The sequence below is a fragment of the Bacillus sp. BF2-3 genome (genome assembly GCF_008368795.1).
In the GTDB taxonomy this organism is placed as follows: domain Bacteria; phylum Bacillota; class Bacilli; order Bacillales; family Bacillaceae_G; genus Bacillus_A; species Bacillus_A cereus.
The window spans coordinates 1-19,860 of the sequence record NZ_QOSA01000016.1 but is presented as its reverse complement, the minus strand read 5'-3'; the positions used below and the strand labels follow the sequence as shown (position 1 = coordinate 19,860).

Genomic DNA, 19,860 nt, shown 5'->3' with positions numbered 1-19,860 from the left:
AGGTGAAGGAATGTTCAAAAAAATTATTGATTCTTTATTAGGAAAGAAAAAATATCGTTCGTATTCAAGTAGTGATTATCGTCGTAGAGGGCGCTCGTATTCAAGTAGCGATTATAAACGACGTTCATCTGGTTATGGACATCAACATTATAAAAGAAAACGTAAAAGCCGTAGCTTCTTTTCAAGTAGCTGATGAAATGGCGTCGTGTACTAGCATTATTTGATAGACCACTGCGAAAAAATACAATTGTTGCAGAGCGTTATAAAATTGAATCAGTAATTGGAATGGGCAGTTATGGGGTTACATATGTCGTTAATGATTTACAAATAAATAGATATAAAGTCTTAAAACAATTAAGACAAAGTAAACAAAGATATGAGTCTGGTAGAAAATCATTTGAACAAGAGAAAATGATCTTACAAACATTAAATCATCATGCAATTCCTAGTCTATATGATCATTTCCTATGGGAGAAAAAGAGCTTCTTTGTGATGGAGTACATGCCTGGTAAAAATTTTGAAGATTATATTTTCATAGATGGGTATGTATATACAGAACGTGAAGTTTTTGAGATTTTATATGAAATATTAGAAATTGTATCGGTGTTTCATAGTGAAGGCATTATTCATCGAGATTTACGCATTCCAAACATACTAATGAAAGAAAATCAAATTAGTATTATTGATTTTGGATTGGCTAAATGGAAAGGTGAGGATGATGAGCGAGCTACAACTTACGAAGGTGAACAAGCTTTGATGCGAGAAGTTCACTTTCGTAGCGACTTTTATGCGCTCGGTCATTTCTCATTATTTTTATTATATGCAGGATATGAATCTAATGAAAAACAGGAAAAACCATGGTACGAAGAATTAACTTTGGAACATTATAATCGTGAAATGCTTATGCGAATGTTACAAATAAAAACGCCGTACTATGAGAATGTACAAGATTTAAAACAAGATGTAGCTTCTGCTTTAGAAAGGATGGAGACTCCATGTTTCAAAAGTTTTTAGCAAGCGTTGGTATTGGAAGTGCAAAGGTAGATACTGTTCTTGAAAAAGATGAGTATATTGTTGGGGAAGAAATAGTTGGAAAGGTTCATATAACTGGAGGTTCAGTTAGCCAACAAATTGAAAGCATTTACTTAACATTATCGACGTCGTATGTACGAGAAGTGGATGATAAAAAAGTAACAGCAACATATGATTTAGAGCGAGTACGCTTAACAGAACCTTTTTCTGTAGAACCGAATGAAAAAGTTGAAATTCCATTTTCTTTTCCAATGCCAATTGAAGCACCACTTACACTTGGTATGAAAACGGTTTGGATTCATACAGGTCTTGATATTAAACGTAGTATAGACCCAAGTGACCGCGACTACGTTCAAGTGTTACCTAATGCATTATTAAGTAGTGTTTTAGATAGTGTAAATGAATTAGGGTTTAAAGCACGTCATATAGAATGTGAAGAATTACCGCATCGATTACGTAAGCAAGTTCCATTCGCACAAGAATTTGAGTTTATTCCGGTTTCTGGAGAGCATTATGGGAAATTAGATGAATTAGAATTATTAATCTTGCCACGTGCATACGACCGACTAGAAATTATTATGGAAGTAGATAGAAAATCCCGTGGTTTAGCTGGATTATTCGCTGAGGCGCTTGATCTTGATGAGAAGGTGATTCGTTTTACCGTAACAAGAGAAGATATCCCTGAGATGAAGCAAAAAATTAATAATTATATTTTTTAATAAACTATGCATAAAAAAGAAATGGAGAGGAAAACTAAAACAACCGCTCCATTTTTTTGCATAGTGAGGTTATGTATGTGAAACGATATCGACATTTATACTTGCTAAGTTTTACGTTACTCATTTGTTTTGTCGTATTATCACTTTCGTATCATACCGCTTGTATTGAGAACTTTGACAATATAGTCGCACATTTTATTCAAAGCTTTCGAAACGATTATTTGACGACCTATTTTACTTGGGTGTCTTTTATCGGTTCCAAAAGAATATATTTTCCATTACTCATTATTCTTGTAATGTATTTTCTCGTTAGAAAAAAGTTACTTAGTGCGTTACTTCTAACAATTAATTACTACGGATCTCGTTATTTAAACAGTATGCTTAAACTATGGTACGAACGAGCAAGACCTGATGTCACGCAGCTTGTTACTGCAACTGGATATAGTTTTCCGAGCGGTCATACGATGAATGCTACTGCTTTTTTAGGATTTATTGCATACGTCACAATTACTGAAGAGCGTATTTCGTTGCATAAAAAATTGTTAATTATTCTTATAGCAAGCTTTGTTGTATTATCTATTTCAGTTAGCCGAATATATCTTGGCGTGCACTATCCATCTGACATATTAGCAGGATGGGCAGCTGGCGGTAGCTGGCTCGTTTTATGTGTTATATTCCATAAAACGTTCATAAAAAAAGAACCTATGTCATAATAGGTTCTTTTTTCATTGGCTCAACATGAATGTGTGCATGGTAAATTCCAAATTTTTTGCGCAGCATAGCTTCGATGTTGTCGGTAATACAGTGACTTTCTCCAACATCCATGCGAGCATCTACTTCAATTGTAATATCAACGTACGTTTGATTCCCATACATACGTGCTCGAATATCTACAATGTTTTCCACACCGCCAATATGCTCAATAGCATCAGCGTATTCTTCCATTTTATCAGGATCAATTCCATCTGTTAGCATATGAGAAGATTCTACGAAAATCTCCCATGCAGTTTTACAAATAATAAGACCGACAATTAAAGCGGCAATAGGGTCTAAAATAGGCATTTGGAACTGAGAACCGACAATACCTACTACGGTACCAATACTTACGAGTGCATCTGATAAATTATCCTTTGCAGCGGCTTCTAATGATTTACTTTTTGTTCGTGCTGCAATTTTTTTCGTATACAAATACACGCAGTACATAACGACAGCAGAAAATAAAGCAACCCATGCAGCGAGTACATTAGGCGCTGCTTGTTTCGGATTTAAGAAAGATTGAATGGCACTAATAACAACTTCTAATCCGACTGTTGCCATAATGAAGGACGCAACAAGTGATGCGATTTGTTCGGCACGCGAATGCCCATACGGATGATCTGGGTCACGAGGTTTACGAGATATTTTTAGACCAATTAATATCGCTAAAGAAGCACCGATATCCGTTAAGTTATTTAAACCGTCAGCGCGTAATGCGCTAGAGAGGGTAATATAACTGATGATGATTTTCATAGAGGATAAAAATATGTAGGCCATAATGCTGACAATAGCACCTTTATCAGCTTCTTTATGAGAAAGAGTATCCATTTTAATCACTCACCTTTCTTTAAAGGAATTTCTTTCTATAAATAGAGTATCAAACGAAAGTCGTGTGGGTCTATACAAACATTGTTGACGTTTTATAGCTTTTTAAGAAGGGGATAACAAAGTTTCGTAAAGGAAAAATATGTTGAAAAGTACAAAGTCAAGGTGTGAACCTAATTGGAGTTTATTTACTAAAGAGATAGGAGGGTAGATGGATGAGGAAACGAATACTTTTCTTACTACGTATTATTCTTATCATGACAAGGTGTAATTCATTAAACGATGAAAAACTTCAAAAGATAATTGTGAAAATAGATGAAAACCCTCTGAAAAATATTTTCCAGAGGGCTTTCATTTTAGTATGCTTCTAAAAACTCAGTAACTTGCTCTTCTGTTTTTGCATTAGCACTATGTAAGTGGCCTAGCTTCTCACCGTTTTGGTATACAAGTAAACTTGGAATACCCATTACTTGATACTCTTCAGCGATACTTGGAAACTCATCTTTATTGATAGAGTACCATTCAAATTTATTGAACTCTTCCATTACATCTCCGATAAAGTTGTCCATACGTACGCAATCTGGGCACCATGTAGTAAAGAACTTAACAACTACAGGCTCCTCGCTTGCGATGATGTCTTTGAATTCTTGTTCTGTTTTAATTTCTTTCATAAGTAAAACTCCTTTCAATATCACACGAATTTATATGCAAAATTCGTATTTGCAAACATGTTGCAAACTTATTATTTGTTTTTTAGTTTTGTAGTTCGTTCACACTTATAAAATTATATGTAACATGACTGCGCTACTAAGTGTGAAAATAATGGAACCTCACTTTTCTTTATAAGCTTTTTCCAGGATTGTGTCAAACTTTTGAATTTTATACAGAAATTAAAGAAGCCCACACTTTGATTGAGTATGGGCAGAGTGACTAAAATTAATCGCTTATTAATTTCGAATAGATATTTAAATCGATAAGCTTTCCAGCTGATTTTTCGCTCTTTCTCAGAATCCCTTCTAGATTAATTAACTTTTATTATACAAGAAAATAACTACATTGAACAAAAGCGTTAATTGGAGGTAACGAAATGACAAACTCATCAATTGAATATTGCGTTCAGTGTGATTAAGAAAGTGGTGTATAAAGATGGGACGAGATGAGAGTTACTTCCGAGCTAAAAAAAGAGTAGATAATTTAAAATCATTTTACATGCATTTAACCATCTACATACTAGTCAATCTGATGCTTTTTTACTTTTTAAGTAGTGAATTAGCTATTTTTTATTTTATAAAGAAATAACTCCGAAGCTCATATCCTTTCATGATAATATAAGGTGAAGAGGAGGGCCTTCCCTCTAATTATTAGTACACACTAATAAGGTTTTACGGGTAGTTAATTTTTTATCTAACTTCCTCGTATGTACTGAATTTTAATGTGAAAATGTTCGTTAATAGGAGATAAAAGAAAAAAGAGGATATATGAATGCTTGTATTAGGTTTTATATTAATTGGTTTAGGTGTTTTTATTGTTTGTCTGACTGTAATTGATGGAATCAGAGAGACAAAGGAACATAGTTTCAGTGGGTTTAAAGATTTTATTATTATTGTGCTGGTGCATATTATAGAAATAATCAGTGATTTATGGGGATTCCGATTGCTATTTATATTGATAGGATTGGTTTGCATCGGATTTGGCGTTGCTATTTTAATAGTGGAATTGTAGTGGAAGATAAGTAAAGGGCATCTAATTAAGATGCCTTTTTATATTAATTCCAAAAATTGAATAAGGTTAGAAATTATATGGTTGTAATGGGAATTGAGGGATATGAATAAAAAAATTTTATCCCGCTATTTGTCGGGCAGTAAATACCCCCACCTCAAAATTCAGCGGAAGCAAAGAAGTTAGGTGGAGTCGGGCTGCCAGTAAAAGCCCGATTGGTGAGAGCTGATTAAAGTTTCACTTTATTAGGGATTTGCCTTAAACATTTATTACAGTCAAGAATATTTATAATAATATGAACTAAAAAAGGTCCAATTTTTGTAATGTTGGAGGGGATTATTGTGGACATAACTCAAAGCGTATCAAGAATAGTGGTTAATGGGAAAGACCTTTCTTTCACTTCAGTTCAAACCTCTGCATGGAATCATGGACCTGTAAATGATTTAATCGTTACGACGAATCAGAGAGTGAATGAGCTTTATCAATTCATGTGGTCGCAAGTACCGGTTACGATTTCGGTATATTTCCTTCAAGGAGCGGATTTACTTAGGTTCGTTAGGGTTGCGGGAATTAATGAGCGTGTAACAGGAGAATATGTATATCATTTCATTTGGTGATAAGAAGGAGTCAAAGTAGTCTAGCAGCTACTTTTTTATTTTGTCATTTGAATATAAGCGAGCGGACTAGCTTTATAGTACCCACTGAAATAAAGAATCATAATATAATTTGTAATAAATTATACGGGAAGGGAGCTGAAAATCATGTTTTATTCATATTTTAATTCTGAAACTGGTATGCGACCAGCGTATGGTACATCTATAACGTATAGTGGAGCACAAAGTACAGTCCAAGCTATTCAACAAGCATTGCAAATGCAACAACAATTGCAAATGCAGCAGCAAGGTGTACAACCGTATTATTCATCCGTAGAGTATTTTTACCCAGTACATCAAGTTACACCGTACGGAAGTTCTTTTCTGGCTATTCCATATGGGACTGTATACAACTTATAACTAGTAAGGAATGAAGTGGTGTATATAAATAAGGGTGCAGGTTAATAGCGCCCTTATGAATAATAAAAATAGCTAGTCCAAACCTTATAAATCAATCTTACATAATATGTAGTAATAAGTTTGAAAGGGGAATTAGTATGTCTTGTTATTACTACTGTAAGTATTGTAAAGAGTATAAAAAGAAGCATCATGATTGTTGTAAGAACACTTGTAAGTGCCATGATAACAAGGACAATCTTGTTAGAGCATCGGCATTTAGAGCTAGAAATACTGTGAATCAAAATGTTCCTGCTAATACTTTTGTGAAAGTGTTATTTCAAAATGAACAATTTGATTTAGCGAATGAGTATAATCCAGCAACATCTATTTTTATGCCGAAGACTAAAGGTGTATATTCTATTATTGGAACGATTGGTTTCTTTCCAAACGATCCAACTTTAAATTATAGAGCGCGTGTAGAAATTCGTGTGAATGGAAACGCAGCGATAGCTATAGATAATGACTTTTTTGGTCCAATAAGTTTTGGAAATGTCGTAAGTGTTTCGACGATTGTTCAATTGAATGCAGGGGATGAAGTTGAGATTTATGCACAAAGTAGTATAGATGGAGTTTTAAGTCCTTTAGAAGATGGTGCACATTTTGAAGCAGCAAGATTTCCTTCTCCAATTAAATAAAGTCATTAAACAATGAGTTTGCAGAAGCTTAAAGGTAAACCCTCACCGAAATGGTGAGGGTTTTTTAATCTATTAAAAATAGTAACAGGTCGTCCAAGCTCTTCTAATCTATATAGCATACTATGTAAAAATAAGTGTAAAGGGGGACTCACTATGTCTTATTATTACTGTAAGTATTGTAAAGATTACAAAAAGGAAAGTCATGATTGTTATAGGAAAAGTAGTAAATGTGATAGGAAGTATGTAAAGGTGAAGTGTTGTGATGATAAGAAAGAGGAGCTTGTAAGGGCATCGGCATTTAGAGCTGTGAATACAGTTAATCAACCTGTTCTAGCAAATACTCCTGTTAAAGTATTATTTCAAAATGAACAATTTGATCTAGCGAATGAATATAATCCAGTAACGTCGATTTTTACTCCGAAAACTAGAGGGGTATATAGTGTATTAGGAAATATAACATTTTCTCCAAATGATTTTAATGTAAATTACAGAGCTAGAGTAGAAATTCGTGTAAATGGCAATCCGGCAATAGCGATAGATAATGATTTCTTTGGAACAGGAGTATTTTTTAATAATGATGTTTCCGTAACTACTATTCTTCAATTAGAAGCAGGAGATTTAGTTGAAGTTTTTGCAGAAAGTAGTATTGCTGGCGTAATTGTACAAAATGTTAATGGTGTAAATACGGTTCACTTTGAAGCGGCAAGATTTCCTTCTCCAACTAAATAAAACTGATTATTAAATGTTTTTTAGTAGGTTTAGTTAATCCCCTTACCAAATGGTGGGGGATTATTATTGTTTTTCTAAAATATATAAGTAAATAGGTAAAGCGTAGTTTAATTTGTAGGGGCTTCAACCTTCTTCAGATAATAAACAGAATAATAAGTAACATGCTTGTAAAAACGCATTGTTAGTAAGTTTACTAGTTTTCTTATAGAACAAGAAAGACGGAATACATAAAAGATCGTATCATTATGTTTTTTCTTTACCATATAGAAATTATATATTGAACATAGATTTGTGTAGGGAATGCTAATACACTGAAAAGAATAGCATAAAGGCGATTACACTATATAAAAACAAAATCAATCCTAAGATGAGTAGTATTGGATGCAACTTGAACATATTTGACCTCCTTGAGTATATAAAGAATTTTAATATATTGTTGGTCAATTTAGAAGGGGGACGGTTACATAAAAAAAGAGCATACATAAAAAGTACGCTCCAAAGAAAGATAGGTTTTATGAGTGGATAATCTCCATACGATAATATATGTTCTTTTCATAAAAACGTGTGAAAAATCAATGAATTATCAATGGAATATCATAACATGAGTAATTTTAGTCTAGGAATGCAATTATTTTCTTTCTCGGTTATTTTAGGTAATAAAGTTGTGAAAATCGTGCATTATGCGGACTAACAACGGGATAGCGATCGTACTTCCGTTACATATTTCTTAAAGTCTGGGTATTGCGTGATAGTTTGACATTTAGGGGTGCATAGTTGATTAATTATAGACACATTTGTAATTACTTCGTTACAAGGACCGAAAAATGTAATTTTTAGCTTTGAATTTGGTGGGATTTTGAACACGATAGGTTTTTTTTCCATGAAATCAGCTCCTAATATTGAGTATTATAATTTAATGGATATAGAGTCGTATTAGTATAATATGAAATTTCAGTGGATTTGCTTATAATAAAGAATTTTATAGTAGTAAAAGTGCTTAAAGATGTAAAGGGGAAATTGAGAATGGAAAATAAAATGTTTAATTAATATAATCAATAAATACGCAAATGGTTAATATAACTAATGCATTTTTTTGTTTGTTACATATTATGTTAGTAAGAATGGTATAAGGGGGTAGTATAAAATAGTGGAAGAAAATGTACAAGCTCAGCTTTCGCCACCGTGGATCACATATTTTAATGAATTAAAAAATTCAATAGGTGCTGATCCAACTGTTACAGTTGGGCCGCTTATTCCTGTTGGTGGTAATTATATTATTTTAGTGCATGCGTTAAGCAACGAAAAAGCGAGAGCATTAGCAACGCTTTTAAAATCTTTTGTACAATTTGGGAATGTAAGTGTGACAGTTATTGTAACGAATAATGAGAATGAAATTGTAAATCCATTTCCTTGTCCACTAGATGCATTTGAAATAGCTCATTTATTTCAAGTAGCACTAGAAAATAATCCTTATTTTGAACAAGTTGTGGTACAGCCTCAGTTCCCTGGCGGACCGAATGTTGTTTTTCCGGTTTTCGCTGCGGAAGTCATTCAGTTTTTCAATGACGATATTTCTAACTTATGTCAAACGTTTACAGGTGTTGCGGCCAATGTGTTTCGTGATGTAATGAATGATGAGGTTTGTGGTATCCCAATTCTATTTTCCACAAGTTGTGTTATGAGCAGTGAAAACTCACAATTACAAAATACAGATTTAGCACCAAAGTTGTTTTATTAAACTGTAAAAAGACATTTTCAGTAATAGAAAATGTCTTTTTTATGCACCAATAGTGTTCAGGTTGGAAAATTGCAATTTAATAGGAGTAAACTTCAATTAATTAAAATTTTTCTAAATCTCAAATTTCATGTAGAGGTAGTAATTTTGACTTAAGAATATATAGAAAATGAGGGATGAAATTTTTTAGTTGAAAGGAAATCGATACTGAAAGTTATAATTTAATAATACAGGAGATTTTTTTTAATATCTGTAAAAATGATTGATAGGACGAGATTACATAATAAATGAATAGTAGGGTATATTTCGAATGTTTTATGTGGCATACATGTTAAAGTTGATAGAAATATTTCTGAAAGAGAATATATTTTGAAAAACAGTAAAGATTCTTTTTATTTATATTATAGATAGCTAGTTTTAGAGAGAGGAGGCTTACAATAAAACAAGCTATGAATAAGACATTCAAAAGGAGCTGGAATGTATGGGGTATATTGTAGATATTTCAAAATGGAATGGAACTATTAATTGGGATATTGCAGCATCTCAGCTAGATTTAGTGATTGCTAGAGTTCAAGATGGCTCTAATACGGTGGATTTTATGTATCAAAATTATGTTAGTGAAATGAAAAAGCATAGTATCCCATTCGGTAATTATGCTTTTTGCCGTTTTATATCTATTGCTGATGCAAAGAAAGAGGCACAAGATTTTTGGAATCGTGGTGATCAATCAGCTAAGTTTTGGGTGGCGGACGTAGAAGTTCAAACGATGGCAGATATGCAAGGCGGGACACAGGCATTTATTGATGAATTACGCCGTTTAGGTGCGGAAAAAGTAGGATTATACGTAGGGCATCACACGTATTTATCATTTGGAGCATGTAATATTGAAGCTGATTTTGTATGGATCCCTCGTTATGGAGGGAATAAGCCAGCATATCCATGCGATATGTGGCAATATACGGATTCAGGGAATGTTCCTGGGATTGGGAAATGTGATCTGAATCGATTAGTAGGAAATAAGTCACTTTCTTGGTTTATAGATTCCAACAAAGCAAATCAATCTAACATAGTGTATACACAGCAACCGAATGGCATTGGTATTGCAGTTTCGAAATATCCTGATGGATACGGAATAAATTTATATGAAACTCCCATGACCCCTCAATTTACAGGTGCACTCACTCAGAAAATTCCATATTTAATCTTAACAGGTTATTGGGGAGGCGGTGAGCAAGATATGATTTGTTTAGAGAACGATAAGCAGTGGGCATATTTAAAACATTTTAATGTGAAATGGTTTTATGCAACTTCGAAATATCCTGTCGGTTACGGAGCAAATTATTATGAAGAGCCTGAATGTATGAATTATAAAGGGAATATAGATGGATCGACATCTTTTCGAGTGTGGGGTAGAGTGGGAAATGCGGTAGATATCGGGCAGAATAGTTGGATACCTGAAAAACATGTAATTATTAAGTAACTATAGCGGCAGTATTGTTTTTAAGGAGTATGTAAAGAGTCTTCTTACTATACATAATAGTAAGAAGACTCTTTACGTTTAAAAATGAAAATACATGATACATAGTCTACTCATATGAAATGAATTACATGTAGAAAACACACTGTTTTCACAATGACTGTGTATAGTTAATTTGCATAATGATAAAAGTGAGGTATTTGAATTGAAAAAGAAAAAAATATTTATTGGAACAATTATTTCATGCGTGATGCTAGCATTATCTGCATGTGGTTCCTCAGACAACGTAGTAACATCAAAAGTAGGGAATGTTACAGAGAAAGAATTAAGTAAAGAATTACGACAACAATATGGAGAAAGTACTTTATATCAAATGATGTTAAGTAAGGCATTGTTAGATAAATATAAAGTTTCAGATGAGGAAGCAAAAAAGAAAGTAGAAGAAGCAAAAGATAAAATGGGTGAGAACTTTAAATCGACTTTAGAACAACTTGGATTGAAAAACGAAGATGAATTAAAAGAAAAAATGAAGCCAGAAATTGCATTTGAGAAAGCGATTAAAGCAACAGTTACAGATAAAGATGTGAAAAATAACTATAAACCAGAAATGAAAGTAAGTCACATTTTAGTGAAAGATGAAAAAACGGCTAAAGAAATAAAGGAGAAAGTAAATAATGGTGAAGATTTTGCTGCCTTAGCAAAACAGTATTCAGAGGATACTGGTTCAAAGGAACAGGGCGGGGAAATATCTGGTTTTGCTCCTGGGCAAACAGTGAAAGAATTTGAGGAAGCTGCGTATAAATTAGATGCAGGCCAAGTAAGTGATCCGGTTAAAACAACTTACGGTTACCATATTATTAAAGTGACGGATAAAAAAGAATTGAAGCCATTTGATGAAGTAAAGGATAAAATTCGTAAAGATATAGAACAACAAAGACTACAAGATACGACAGGTAAATGGAAACAACAAGTAGTCAATGATTTATTGAAAGATGCTGATATTAAAGTGAATAATAAAGAATTTAAAGATACATTTAAATTTCTAGAAAAGAAATAATGACTGTAATCATAATTAGAAAAGGGAACTCATATAGAGTTCCCTTTTCTAATTAGTGTGTGAGTTATAAATAGATAGTAAGACAATACAATATTACATTTAAATATTAAGAATTACAATGGAAAATTATGGTTTATAATTATTTCAACGAAAGTGGATATTCTACGGTTTTCATTATGCAAGTTTATTACATATATTTACTCTTTAATAATGAATATCGAACATAATTTAAAAAATAATACATATAATGTTTTTGAATAAATATTTAACATGGATAATTAGTAAAAAGCTGAGCATTCGATTGGAAAGGATGTTCTTTTTGTTGTGAAAATTTTAGGATAAAGAATGAATCGTTTTAAACGCATCATTTACCACATCAATAAATTAAGGTGGGGAGAATATATGAAAGTAATCTTTCAAGGAGAGGGCGGAGCGAAAATTTTTGAGTCATATGATGAAAATATAAGTGATTTATTAGTTATATTAAAAGAAACGAAAGGGATTAAAATTGGGATGGTTGAGTATAAAGTGTTAAAGTACGAACTTAATTATTTTCGTCATCCGAAAAAAGCGGATACAGAGAGAGAGTTACATATAATAGTACAACCTAAGTATATGTAATAAAATATAATAATAAAAATCACTGATTCAGTTTTGTAAAGTTCCATAGAGTATGTAAGAAAAGAGAGTGTTGTAAATGCTCTCTTTTCTTATGCTTTGTGAGTTCGTTCATCATAGTATATGTTTTCAGTTATAGATGGTTAATAAACGATAAAAATTTAAAACTTTTTCGTTTAGGCAGGGATTTTATATTTGAGTAAATAAATATACTATGAAGTATTTTTTATACGAATATTGGAGGAGTATAAAATGAGTTTAGCAAGTTACATAGGCTGTAATGTAGAAATTCCGTTAACGGATCCAGATTCTAATGATGTAATTGTTTTTGGACCGTGTTTTTCAGATGAAAGTATGCTTGAAATTGTACAAGATTATCAATTCCAAACAAATTACACATATGAGGTTTCAACTAATTGGGGAATTGAACTGGTCGAGTGGCAAAATGTAAAGGAAAAAAAAGAAGCGAAAGAAAAACTTTTAACTTTATGCAAGATTATGGAAAGTTATTTGGAAGATGGAGACTATTTCGAATTATTTAGTTGTTGGGTTGGTGATGAAGATAAGGAACGAGTAGGGGAATTGAACTTAAAAATAAATCATTTTAATATAGATGAATTATGTATTCTAGAAAGAACATTAGTTAGGATAGAAAAATAAGCTTTGAATATTTTTTAGAAAAAGGCGATTTCACTTTGTGTGAAGTCGCCTTTTAGTTTTTATATGCATTTTATATAAGAAATGAAAAGTTTATTTGATAAAGGAAAAAATATGGAGATAAATAAAATTATGTTTTTTGTTAAGAAATAATAAGTATAGCTCTTCTCAAAGGAACGTAAGTTCGTGTATAATAAGAACGAATGTTCTTTTAAGAGGTAACCTAATTATAGTTTAGTAAGTATTAAAAATAACTAAGGGATAGCATGAATAAATAAATGTATAAATGATCAAGGAGATAAAAAATGAACGATGTAAAGATACAAAAAGAAGAAAGAGAGTGGGTTCCGTTTACAGTAATGTCCGAACAACTTTTAAATATGAGAAAGATTATTGGAGAGAAATTAAAAGTACAAAAACCGCTTTTAACAAATGAAGCAAAAGAGAGGATTTCTGATAAATTATTAACGTCATTACTGTCTGAGAAAGAAATATTGGTAACATATTTTGAAGATGGTTACATATTAACAAGCTACATGACTGTTGTACATATCAATCCGGTAAAACAAATTGTAATTTGTACAGACGCCTTTTATAAAACTTACGTATTTAACGCTATGGATATTATTGAAATAATGTAAAAGAAGCTGAATATTAAATGGCAGCTTTTTTTATTTCTGATTTATGAGACAAATAATATAAGAAAAAGCAGCTAGCTTTGTGCTAGCTGCTGAGCCCCAGGGAAAGGGAGAAAAAGATAGGGTACTCCAAAATCGATAAGAGCTGTCAAACAGCCTGATTATAGTATAGACAAATTAAAATTTTCTATACAAAAAGTTGAACATAAGATTAGGCTGTACCCACTTGGTTTTGATCTGCAAGGTCAGAATCAAATGTATTGGTCGCGCTAACACCGCTAAAAGTATTAACAACAAAACCAACGTTTGATGCGCCGGAACCATTATAAGCTTTCGTATTTTCTTTCGGAGAAACGTTGTAGAAATCACCTAAGTTAAATGATCCATTACTATTTTGTACAACTAAATTTCCTACAACTGATGGCATAATTTTCACCTGCTTTATAAAAAGTTGTTAACATTACTATATGGAGTTATAGTCCAGATGGTTCATATAATAAAAATTGTGGAATAGTAAAACGTTTGGAGCATGGATTTCAATAAAAGTGTGTTAAAATTAATATAATAAAGTTGAGTAATTTTTTTAAAAAATTTGTATAATTGATATATATGAAAATAAAGGAGGCAAAATGTAATGAAAGATATTATGAAAAAAGTTGATTTAACAGATGCCAAATCAAGTAATCTTGTTGCACTAATTTATAGTAATGAAGTTATATTAGTTGAAGACGCATTTTGTCCAAATGAAATAAAATTAAAGTTTAATGAAATTGCAATTTTATCTGCAATTAAAACAGCTCATATTGCGAAAGTGTCTATTAGGAAAGAACTTGAAGCGCTTTTTCATGATACGGGTGTTATATTAGTGAAACAAAATGTTGATTATGGTAGTAGCCAATCTATTACCATGCATTTTGAGCAATTTAAAAAGTTGCAAGATGAGATTGAACATTTAAATAAAAGTATGTAATAAAGCAGCTAAATAAAGGTTCTATCATAAAGGTGGAATGTGTTGTGTTGAAAAAGTGGTTTAAAAATTATTTGGGTGAATCGCATTGTAAACATAAATATATTTTTATTAAGATGCAGGATAATGAGGATTTTAAAAAAGGTACATTAGGTGTAGTTTATATTTACCAGTGTGAGAAATGTGGAAAAGAGAAGTTGAAATGTAAAAACAATAATGAAATAAACAATGAATTTTTAGATATATAGCAAAAAGTAACCATGATGGTTACTTTTTTTGTTTATGTATACAATATCAAAACCATTACTAAAGTATGAGTTGAGTTAATACTATAGTAAATCGCTGAATAAAAATGAAGAGAGTAAGATATAGGGAAGGAGGATGAGAGAAATGAAGCGAAAAGAAATTAGTAAATCTGTAATTATTACAGGCGTGACACAAGGGTTAGGGCGTGCGATGGTTGATCGATTTCATGAATTAGGGTGGAACATATATGGTTGTGGACGTTCAAAAGATAAAATTGAAGAACTAAAAAAACAGTACAGTAAAATACATGATTTCCAAGTAATTGATGTTTCAGATTCTCAGCAAGTTAACAATTGGGCAAATTATATACTTAATACACATACAGCTCCCGATATGATAATAAATAATGCATCGATTGTAAATCAAAATGCACAACTTTGGAAAATTACGGCTCAAGAATTCGAAAATGTAATGAATGTAAACGTGAATGGTGTAGTAAATGTAATAAGAGCATTTGTTCCAGCGATGGTAGCTAGGAAAGAAGGAATTATCATTAATATGAGTTCTAGTTGGGGGAGAGAAGGTGAGGCTGAGCTTGCGCCATATTGTGCCTCGAAATTTGCTATTGAAGGTATCACTAAATCTATGGCCCTGGAATTACCCCATGGCATGGCTGTAGTTGCTTTAGATCCTGGAGGGAGTATTAGTACTCCAATGCTGAAGTCATGTGCGCCACAATATATAAATGAATCGCCTACACCTGAAACTTGGTCACATAAAGCAATTGAATATATATTGAATATAACAATAGATAAAAATGGAGATTCATTGACATGCCCAGCATGCATATAAAAGCACCTTTAAGGTGCTTTTATATTAGTAGCACATTATATCATTCACAAAATTACATCTAAAAAATAAAATAAAAGATTAAGGGTGAGATTTGTTTGTTTTGAAAGCTTTAGAAAATATTTAAATAGGTGATAAAAATGAATCCAAGCAGTTTAAAAGTGACAGGGGCATGGTTTCAAGTGGGAGGGAATCTTACAGCTGCTATTGGAACGACAAGAGGATTTATTGGAGAAGAGAAAGTTGAATCGGATCTTGTTATTGTAGGAAGCTCATTACAAGCCCTCGGATATATATTACAAATCATTGCGAGCAATTATGATGATGGGGAAGAAAAAAGAGAAAATCAAAATATAGGCTTAGAGAATCAAAGTAAATTACTTGATCAAATAGGAATTGAGTTATTAGCATTAGGCAATATATCAAATGTAATAGGAACATATTTTAATATAAATGAACAATTGAAAGAAAATGATTATCTTATCATTACAGGGAACAGTTTACAATCGATCGGTGCTTTTTTAGGAGTAGAAGCAGCTTTGTTGGATATAAATGTATTACAGAAAATTATTATACTGGGTAACTCCATGCAAAGTTTAGGGGCTGGATTACAAGCGTATCAAGGTGTTTCAAATGTATTGAAAGATGAGAGAGAAAATGAAGATAGTATTTTTGATAAGAAGGATGAGAGAATCATTGCACTCATTGGTATTTGGATACAAGCGATAGGAACGTTAATTTCTGCAATTGGAGTAACTGCAATAGAGGAAGAAAATAGGCTAGAAAACAATAAAAAGTCTGAAATACTTATTTAAATAGAAGGAGATACATTGATTTTAGAGGTAGGTTAAGATTAAAATGGTAGTAGGTTTTTTTGCGTATATTTTGAAAAGTGATATATAAAATACAAAATAAGGAGTTTTCAAGGGATGATGTATTTATTAGCAATTCTTCTTCCACCTGTTGCTGTATTATTTTGTGGAAAACCAATTCAGGCAATCATAAATTTCATATTAACATTAATATTTTGGGTTCCAGGAGTTATACATGCAATTCTTGTAGTGCATGATAAAAAAGCTGATCGGCGTTTGAAAAAACAAATTCAAGCATATGATGAAATTAATAAGAGGAATCGAAGATAATTCATCTGCAAAATGTTTTTAAAAGAAAGGAGGATTAACCTCCTTTCTTTTTTAGTGGGTGTTAAGTTTAGATTTTTGTGTGGCGGAAAGAATTTTTAATGTAAGTATTATGATAATAATTTTTAGATTGTGCATGTAATAGGCCAGTATAAATACTTTCTGGTACATTAAAGAAATCGTACATACCATTCTTTAATTGGATTCGCAAAATCATAGAAAAAGGATTATAACCAACAGCAACTATATTTTTTGAAATTACGGGAGATAGCTTCATCATTACGCAACTCCTCACTTTTTATTTTTAATACTTTTTTGTAGATGTTGAGGTTGTGATGTTGAAATCCTTATAATTTACGAGGTATTATACTTATATGCAATATATTAAATGTTTGTTATACGTAATTATAAGGAAGTTCACACGAAGTACATATCGTTGTGCTATTTTTATTTCACCTTTGATTTATAAATAAGAAAATATTGACCATTTGAAAAAAAGGTATATTATTTATACGAGGTATTAAAAATTCACTTTTTACATTCTATGCTTCAAGGGGCAGCGTTATTAGGAAAAATAGAAGTGAAAATAGTTTGTATAAGAAGTATTCTAAAATTTATAATCTGTGAATTGGGAAAATATTGAATGCTCCAGGTCAATATACTTTCTTAATCAAATTTATTTTAGAAAGTGACCTCAATATTTTTAAGTAAATCAACGGGAGAATTGAAAGGCAGGAGAAAGTAACATGTCAGAAAATTATCGTTCTCGAGAGGAACGACGACAAGTTAAAAAGAAAAAACAACCAGCTTCTAAAACACAAAAGCCAAAAGGTAAAACATCATTCTTTCGCAAGTTTTTAATCACTTGTTTATTACTTGGTATTGTTGGTTTAGTGGCAGGGGTTGCTACCTTTTTCGTAATGATTAAGGATGCACCAAAACTTGAGAAAGCAAAACTTGTTAATCCGTTATCCTCAAAAATTTATGATAAAAACGGGGATTTGGTATATGAATATGGAAAAGAAAAAAGGACGAATGTTACGTATGAGCAAATACCTAAATTAGTAGAAAATGCATTTTTAGCGACAGAAGATTCACGTTTTTATGAGCATAGCGGAGTAGATTTTAAAGGTACTGCCCGTGCTGTTCTAGTAAGTCTTAAAGGGGATTATGGTTCTCAAGGTGGAAGTACGATAACACAGCAAGTTATAAAAAACTACTTCTTATCAATGGACAAAACACCAAAGCGTAAGGCGCAAGAAATATATTTAGCTTATAAGCTAGAACAACAGTATTCAAAACATGAAATATTAGAGATGTACTTAAATAAAATTAACTTAGGAAACCGTTCATATGGGATCGCAACAGCAGCACAAAACTACTATGGTAAAGAATTGAAGGACTTAACATTACCAGAAGTTGCGATGCTTGCAGGTTTACCGAAAGCACCGAATAACTATGATCCAACGAAAAAAGAAAATGTTCAAAAAGCAACAGAAAGAAGAAATGTTGTTCTAAGTTTAATGAACCGACATGGATATATAACAAAACAGGAAATGGAAGAAGCATCAAAAGTTGACGTAGAAAAGGGGCTTAAGCCTGCAGCTCAACTACAAACAATGCCATACCCTGCATTTATGGATGCAGTTGTGAAAGAAGTAGAAAAAGAATTACCAGATGCTAATATCGGTTCTGACGGTTTAGAAATTTATACAACGTTAGATCCGAAAGCACAGAAACTTGCTGATAATATTTTAAATAATAATATCATTGATTATCCGAACGATAAATTCCAAGGTGCATTCACATTTATGGATACGAAAACAGGAGAAGTTCGTGCTATAGGTAGTGGCCGTGGAGAAAATAAAGCTGTATTTAAAGGGCATAATATGGCAATTGAATTAGATCGTGCAGCTGGTTCAACGATGAAGCCGATTTTCGACTACGCTCCTGCAATTGAATATTTAAAATGGGCTACGTACCATCAAATTGATGACTCTCCATTTAAGTATTCAACGGGACAAGAAGTACGAAATGCAGATAGAAGTCATATGGGTCCAATTACAATGCGTGAAGCATTAAAAATGTCGCGTAATATTCCTGCAATTAAAACTGCAAAAGAAGTAGGGATTAGTAAATCGAAAGAATTCTCTGAGAAACTAGGTATTACATTTAATACAGCACCGACAGAATCGACAGCGATTGGTACAAATGAAGTATCGCCAACTGAAATAGCGGGTGCTTATGCGGCATTTGGTAATGAAGGTAAATATACGAAACCGCATTTTGTTAAGAAAGTCGTTTATCCAGACGGTAAGTCACAAAGTTTTGGACAAAAACCAAAACAAGTTATGACAGATTCTACCGCATACATGATTACTGATATGCTTCGTTCTGTAGTTACATCAGGTACTGGTACATCGGCAAATGTAGGCTCTTTAGATGTAGCTGGTAAAACGGGTACGACAAACTATTCATCAAAGCAATTAGCTCAATATAAAATTCCAGAAAGTGCAACTCGTGATAGTTGGTTCGCTGGATATACACCGCAATATACGATGGCAGTATGGACTGGGTATATGAAAGATGGTAAAGACGAGTATATTAGTAGTAAAAATACGAAAATTGCACAGTTGATCTTTAAAGAAATGATGAGCGAAATGGCTACAGATAAATCACGCTTTAAAATGCCAAGTAGTGTTATTCAAGAAGGTAGTGAGCTACGTATAAAAGGTGAAAAACGTGATTCATCGCCAAATACTAGCGTACCGGATACAACGGAGCAACCAAAACAAGATCAACAGCAAAAAACTGAAGAAGAGAAAAAGCAAGAAGAATTAAAGAAACAAGAAGAACTGAAAAAACAAGAAGAACAAAAGAAACAAGAGGAACTTAAGAAGCAAGAAGAACAAAAGAAACTAGAAGAGCAAAAGAAACAAGAAGAACAAAATAATGGAAATGGCCAAGGAACGACACCTCCAGCAAATAACGGAGGAGGTCAAGGAAATAC

26 protein-coding genes and 1 pseudogene are annotated in these 19,860 nt (G+C 32.4%); 22 read left to right on the top strand and 5 right to left on the bottom strand.

Annotation, left to right across the window (positions count from 1 at the left end; all coding sequences use genetic code 11):
* Positions 1-10 precede the first annotated feature (10 nt).
* The 4 genes from DN401_RS12760 (at position 11) to DN401_RS12745 (ending at position 2,464) form a co-directional block, all read left to right on the top strand.
* On the top strand, positions 11-193 hold the full coding sequence (locus DN401_RS12760; protein WP_000473371.1) for a hypothetical protein: 183 nt from the start codon (positions 11-13) through the stop codon (positions 191-193).
* On the top strand, positions 193-1,014 hold the full coding sequence (locus tag DN401_RS12755) for a serine/threonine protein kinase (RefSeq protein WP_000872063.1): 822 nt from the start codon (positions 193-195) through the stop codon (positions 1,012-1,014). Before DN401_RS12760 ends, DN401_RS12755 begins: the two co-directional genes overlap by 1 nt.
* Complete coding sequence (locus tag DN401_RS12750; protein ID WP_000486625.1) at positions 996-1,751, top strand: sporulation protein; 756 nt, start codon at positions 996-998, stop codon at positions 1,749-1,751. The genes DN401_RS12755 and DN401_RS12750 overlap by 19 nt, the downstream gene beginning before the upstream one ends.
* A gap of 77 nt (positions 1,752-1,828) precedes the next feature.
* Positions 1,829-2,464 carry a phosphatase PAP2 family protein gene (locus DN401_RS12745; protein ID WP_000833370.1) on the top strand — a complete coding sequence of 212 codons (636 nt, stop codon included), beginning with the start codon at positions 1,829-1,831 and terminating at the stop codon, positions 2,462-2,464.
* Here the strand turns inward: DN401_RS12745 and DN401_RS12740 are convergent.
* Complete coding sequence (locus DN401_RS12740; protein ID WP_000380385.1) at positions 2,454-3,335, bottom strand: cation diffusion facilitator family transporter; 882 nt, start codon at positions 3,333-3,335, stop codon at positions 2,454-2,456. The genes DN401_RS12745 and DN401_RS12740 overlap by 11 nt on opposite strands.
* 353 nt (positions 3,336-3,688) lie before the next feature.
* A complete protein-coding gene (locus tag DN401_RS12735) occupies positions 3,689-4,003 on the bottom strand; it encodes a thioredoxin family protein (protein WP_000658787.1) in 315 nt (104 codons plus the stop codon).
* A 475-nt stretch (positions 4,004-4,478) separates the two neighbouring features.
* Between DN401_RS12735 and DN401_RS12725 the strand changes: the two are divergent.
* From DN401_RS12725 to DN401_RS12700, 6 genes and pseudogenes are all read left to right on the top strand, one after another.
* Positions 4,479-4,583, top strand: a pseudogene (locus DN401_RS12725) (2TM domain-containing protein); the annotation flags it as partial.
* 231 nt (positions 4,584-4,814) lie between these two features.
* A complete protein-coding gene (locus tag DN401_RS12720) occupies positions 4,815-5,054 on the top strand; it encodes a hypothetical protein (protein WP_000960640.1) in 240 nt (79 codons plus the stop codon).
* Positions 5,055-5,392: 338 nt separating this feature from the next.
* A complete protein-coding gene (locus DN401_RS12715) occupies positions 5,393-5,668 on the top strand; it encodes a hypothetical protein (protein WP_000355695.1) in 276 nt (91 codons plus the stop codon).
* 144 nt (positions 5,669-5,812) lie between these two features.
* Positions 5,813-6,064 carry a DUF3947 family protein gene (locus DN401_RS12710; RefSeq protein WP_000500097.1) on the top strand — a complete coding sequence of 84 codons (252 nt, stop codon included), beginning with the start codon at positions 5,813-5,815 and terminating at the stop codon, positions 6,062-6,064.
* A gap of 137 nt (positions 6,065-6,201) precedes the next feature.
* Positions 6,202-6,738: a C1q-like domain-containing protein gene (locus tag DN401_RS12705; protein WP_002183539.1), complete on the top strand. Its 537-nt coding sequence runs from the start codon at positions 6,202-6,204 to the stop codon at positions 6,736-6,738.
* A 153-nt stretch (positions 6,739-6,891) separates the two neighbouring features.
* Entirely contained in the window at positions 6,892-7,467 is a 576-nt protein-coding gene (locus DN401_RS12700) for a complement C1q domain-containing protein (RefSeq protein WP_000122943.1), read from the top strand.
* 687 nt (positions 7,468-8,154) lie between these two features.
* Here the strand turns inward: DN401_RS12700 and DN401_RS12695 are convergent.
* Positions 8,155-8,349, bottom strand: coding sequence for a hypothetical protein (locus tag DN401_RS12695; RefSeq protein WP_000412555.1), 195 nt, complete (start codon positions 8,347-8,349; stop codon positions 8,155-8,157).
* 265 nt (positions 8,350-8,614) lie between these two features.
* Between DN401_RS12695 and DN401_RS12690 the strand changes: the two genes are divergently transcribed.
* The 6 genes from DN401_RS12690 to DN401_RS12665 all read left to right on the top strand — a co-directional run bounded on the left by DN401_RS12690 (position 8,615) and on the right by DN401_RS12665 (position 13,652).
* Positions 8,615-9,205, top strand: a complete 591-nt coding sequence (locus DN401_RS12690; protein WP_000392281.1) for a hypothetical protein — start codon at positions 8,615-8,617, stop codon at positions 9,203-9,205.
* 478 nt (positions 9,206-9,683) lie between these two features.
* Positions 9,684-10,682, top strand: a complete 999-nt coding sequence (locus DN401_RS12685; protein ID WP_149287725.1) for a glycoside hydrolase family 25 protein — start codon at positions 9,684-9,686, stop codon at positions 10,680-10,682.
* Between the two features lie 202 nt (positions 10,683-10,884).
* The gene (locus DN401_RS12680; RefSeq protein WP_000727348.1) at positions 10,885-11,736 is read left to right on the top strand and encodes a peptidylprolyl isomerase PrsA; all 852 of its coding nucleotides are present in this window, start codon (positions 10,885-10,887) and stop codon (positions 11,734-11,736) included.
* Between the two features lie 402 nt (positions 11,737-12,138).
* Complete coding sequence (locus DN401_RS12675; RefSeq protein ID WP_000864275.1) at positions 12,139-12,357, top strand: hypothetical protein; 219 nt, start codon at positions 12,139-12,141, stop codon at positions 12,355-12,357.
* Positions 12,358-12,606: 249 nt separating this feature from the next.
* Positions 12,607-13,014 (top strand): KH domain-containing protein, encoded by a 408-nt coding sequence (locus DN401_RS12670; protein WP_000050502.1) that lies wholly within the window; start codon positions 12,607-12,609, stop codon positions 13,012-13,014.
* Between the two features lie 302 nt (positions 13,015-13,316).
* Entirely contained in the window at positions 13,317-13,652 is a 336-nt protein-coding gene (locus tag DN401_RS12665; RefSeq protein WP_002024004.1) for a YolD-like family protein, read from the top strand.
* A gap of 208 nt (positions 13,653-13,860) precedes the next feature.
* On the opposite strand, the gene gerPF is transcribed toward DN401_RS12665, so the two are convergent.
* The gene (gerPF, locus tag DN401_RS12660; RefSeq protein ID WP_001141569.1) at positions 13,861-14,076 is read right to left on the bottom strand and encodes a spore germination protein GerPF; all 216 of its coding nucleotides are present in this window, start codon (positions 14,074-14,076) and stop codon (positions 13,861-13,863) included.
* Between the two features lie 207 nt (positions 14,077-14,283).
* On the opposite strand from gerPF, the gene DN401_RS12655 reads away from it, so the two are divergent.
* The 5 genes from DN401_RS12655 (at position 14,284) to DN401_RS12635 (ending at position 16,853) form a co-directional block, all read left to right on the top strand.
* The gene (locus tag DN401_RS12655; RefSeq protein ID WP_000651907.1) at positions 14,284-14,619 is read left to right on the top strand and encodes a hypothetical protein; all 336 of its coding nucleotides are present in this window, start codon (positions 14,284-14,286) and stop codon (positions 14,617-14,619) included.
* Between the two features lie 44 nt (positions 14,620-14,663).
* Entirely contained in the window at positions 14,664-14,864 is a 201-nt protein-coding gene (locus DN401_RS12650; RefSeq protein ID WP_000915142.1) for a hypothetical protein, read from the top strand.
* 142 nt (positions 14,865-15,006) lie between these two features.
* Positions 15,007-15,714: an SDR family oxidoreductase gene (locus DN401_RS12645; protein WP_000823062.1), complete on the top strand. Its 708-nt coding sequence runs from the start codon at positions 15,007-15,009 to the stop codon at positions 15,712-15,714.
* 137 nt (positions 15,715-15,851) lie between these two features.
* Complete coding sequence (locus DN401_RS12640) at positions 15,852-16,526, top strand: DUF6944 family repetitive protein (protein WP_001070038.1); 675 nt, start codon at positions 15,852-15,854, stop codon at positions 16,524-16,526.
* Positions 16,527-16,640: 114 nt separating this feature from the next.
* Positions 16,641-16,853 carry a YqaE/Pmp3 family membrane protein gene (locus tag DN401_RS12635; protein WP_000990233.1) on the top strand — a complete coding sequence of 71 codons (213 nt, stop codon included), beginning with the start codon at positions 16,641-16,643 and terminating at the stop codon, positions 16,851-16,853.
* Between the two features lie 67 nt (positions 16,854-16,920).
* On the opposite strand, the gene DN401_RS12630 is transcribed toward DN401_RS12635, so the two are convergent.
* Positions 16,921-17,130 carry a KTSC domain-containing protein gene (locus DN401_RS12630; protein WP_149287724.1) on the bottom strand — a complete coding sequence of 70 codons (210 nt, stop codon included), beginning with the start codon at positions 17,128-17,130 and terminating at the stop codon, positions 16,921-16,923.
* A gap of 466 nt (positions 17,131-17,596) precedes the next feature.
* Between DN401_RS12630 and DN401_RS12625 the strand changes: the two genes are divergently transcribed.
* On the top strand, positions 17,597-19,860 hold a 2,264-nt coding region (locus tag DN401_RS12625), incomplete at its 3' end, for a transglycosylase domain-containing protein (RefSeq protein ID WP_001293960.1).

What these genes read in the sequence shown, in the direction of transcription:
- DN401_RS12635 (WP_000990233.1), top strand. Translation starts at nt 16,641, where the DNA reads ATGATGTATTTATTAGCAATTCTTCTTCCACCTGTTGCTGTATTATTT.
- gerPF (WP_001141569.1), bottom strand. Translation starts at nt 14,076, where the DNA reads ATGCCATCAGTTGTAGGAAATTTAGTTGTACAAAATAGTAATGGATCA.
- DN401_RS12750 (WP_000486625.1), top strand. Translation starts at nt 996, where the DNA reads ATGTTTCAAAAGTTTTTAGCAAGCGTTGGTATTGGAAGTGCAAAGGTA.
- DN401_RS12630 (WP_149287724.1), bottom strand. Translation starts at nt 17,130, where the DNA reads ATGATGAAGCTATCTCCCGTAATTTCAAAAAATATAGTTGCTGTTGGT.
- DN401_RS12755 (WP_000872063.1), top strand. Translation starts at nt 193, where the DNA reads ATGAAATGGCGTCGTGTACTAGCATTATTTGATAGACCACTGCGAAAA.
- DN401_RS12735 (WP_000658787.1), bottom strand. Translation starts at nt 4,003, where the DNA reads ATGAAAGAAATTAAAACAGAACAAGAATTCAAAGACATCATCGCAAGC.
- DN401_RS12710 (WP_000500097.1), top strand. Translation starts at nt 5,813, where the DNA reads ATGTTTTATTCATATTTTAATTCTGAAACTGGTATGCGACCAGCGTAT.
- DN401_RS12695 (WP_000412555.1), bottom strand. Translation starts at nt 8,349, where the DNA reads ATGGAAAAAAAACCTATCGTGTTCAAAATCCCACCAAATTCAAAGCTA.
- DN401_RS12655 (WP_000651907.1), top strand. Translation starts at nt 14,284, where the DNA reads ATGAAAGATATTATGAAAAAAGTTGATTTAACAGATGCCAAATCAAGT.
- DN401_RS12700 (WP_000122943.1), top strand. Translation starts at nt 6,892, where the DNA reads ATGTCTTATTATTACTGTAAGTATTGTAAAGATTACAAAAAGGAAAGT.
- DN401_RS12720 (WP_000960640.1), top strand. Translation starts at nt 4,815, where the DNA reads ATGCTTGTATTAGGTTTTATATTAATTGGTTTAGGTGTTTTTATTGTT.
- DN401_RS12670 (WP_000050502.1), top strand. Translation starts at nt 12,607, where the DNA reads ATGAGTTTAGCAAGTTACATAGGCTGTAATGTAGAAATTCCGTTAACG.
- DN401_RS12675 (WP_000864275.1), top strand. Translation starts at nt 12,139, where the DNA reads ATGAAAGTAATCTTTCAAGGAGAGGGCGGAGCGAAAATTTTTGAGTCA.
- DN401_RS12685 (WP_149287725.1), top strand. Translation starts at nt 9,684, where the DNA reads ATGGGGTATATTGTAGATATTTCAAAATGGAATGGAACTATTAATTGG.
- DN401_RS12645 (WP_000823062.1), top strand. Translation starts at nt 15,007, where the DNA reads ATGAAGCGAAAAGAAATTAGTAAATCTGTAATTATTACAGGCGTGACA.
- DN401_RS12740 (WP_000380385.1), bottom strand. Translation starts at nt 3,335, where the DNA reads ATGGATACTCTTTCTCATAAAGAAGCTGATAAAGGTGCTATTGTCAGC.
- DN401_RS12640 (WP_001070038.1), top strand. Translation starts at nt 15,852, where the DNA reads ATGAATCCAAGCAGTTTAAAAGTGACAGGGGCATGGTTTCAAGTGGGA.
- DN401_RS12665 (WP_002024004.1), top strand. Translation starts at nt 13,317, where the DNA reads ATGAACGATGTAAAGATACAAAAAGAAGAAAGAGAGTGGGTTCCGTTT.
- DN401_RS12705 (WP_002183539.1), top strand. Translation starts at nt 6,202, where the DNA reads ATGTCTTGTTATTACTACTGTAAGTATTGTAAAGAGTATAAAAAGAAG.
- DN401_RS12760 (WP_000473371.1), top strand. Translation starts at nt 11, where the DNA reads ATGTTCAAAAAAATTATTGATTCTTTATTAGGAAAGAAAAAATATCGT.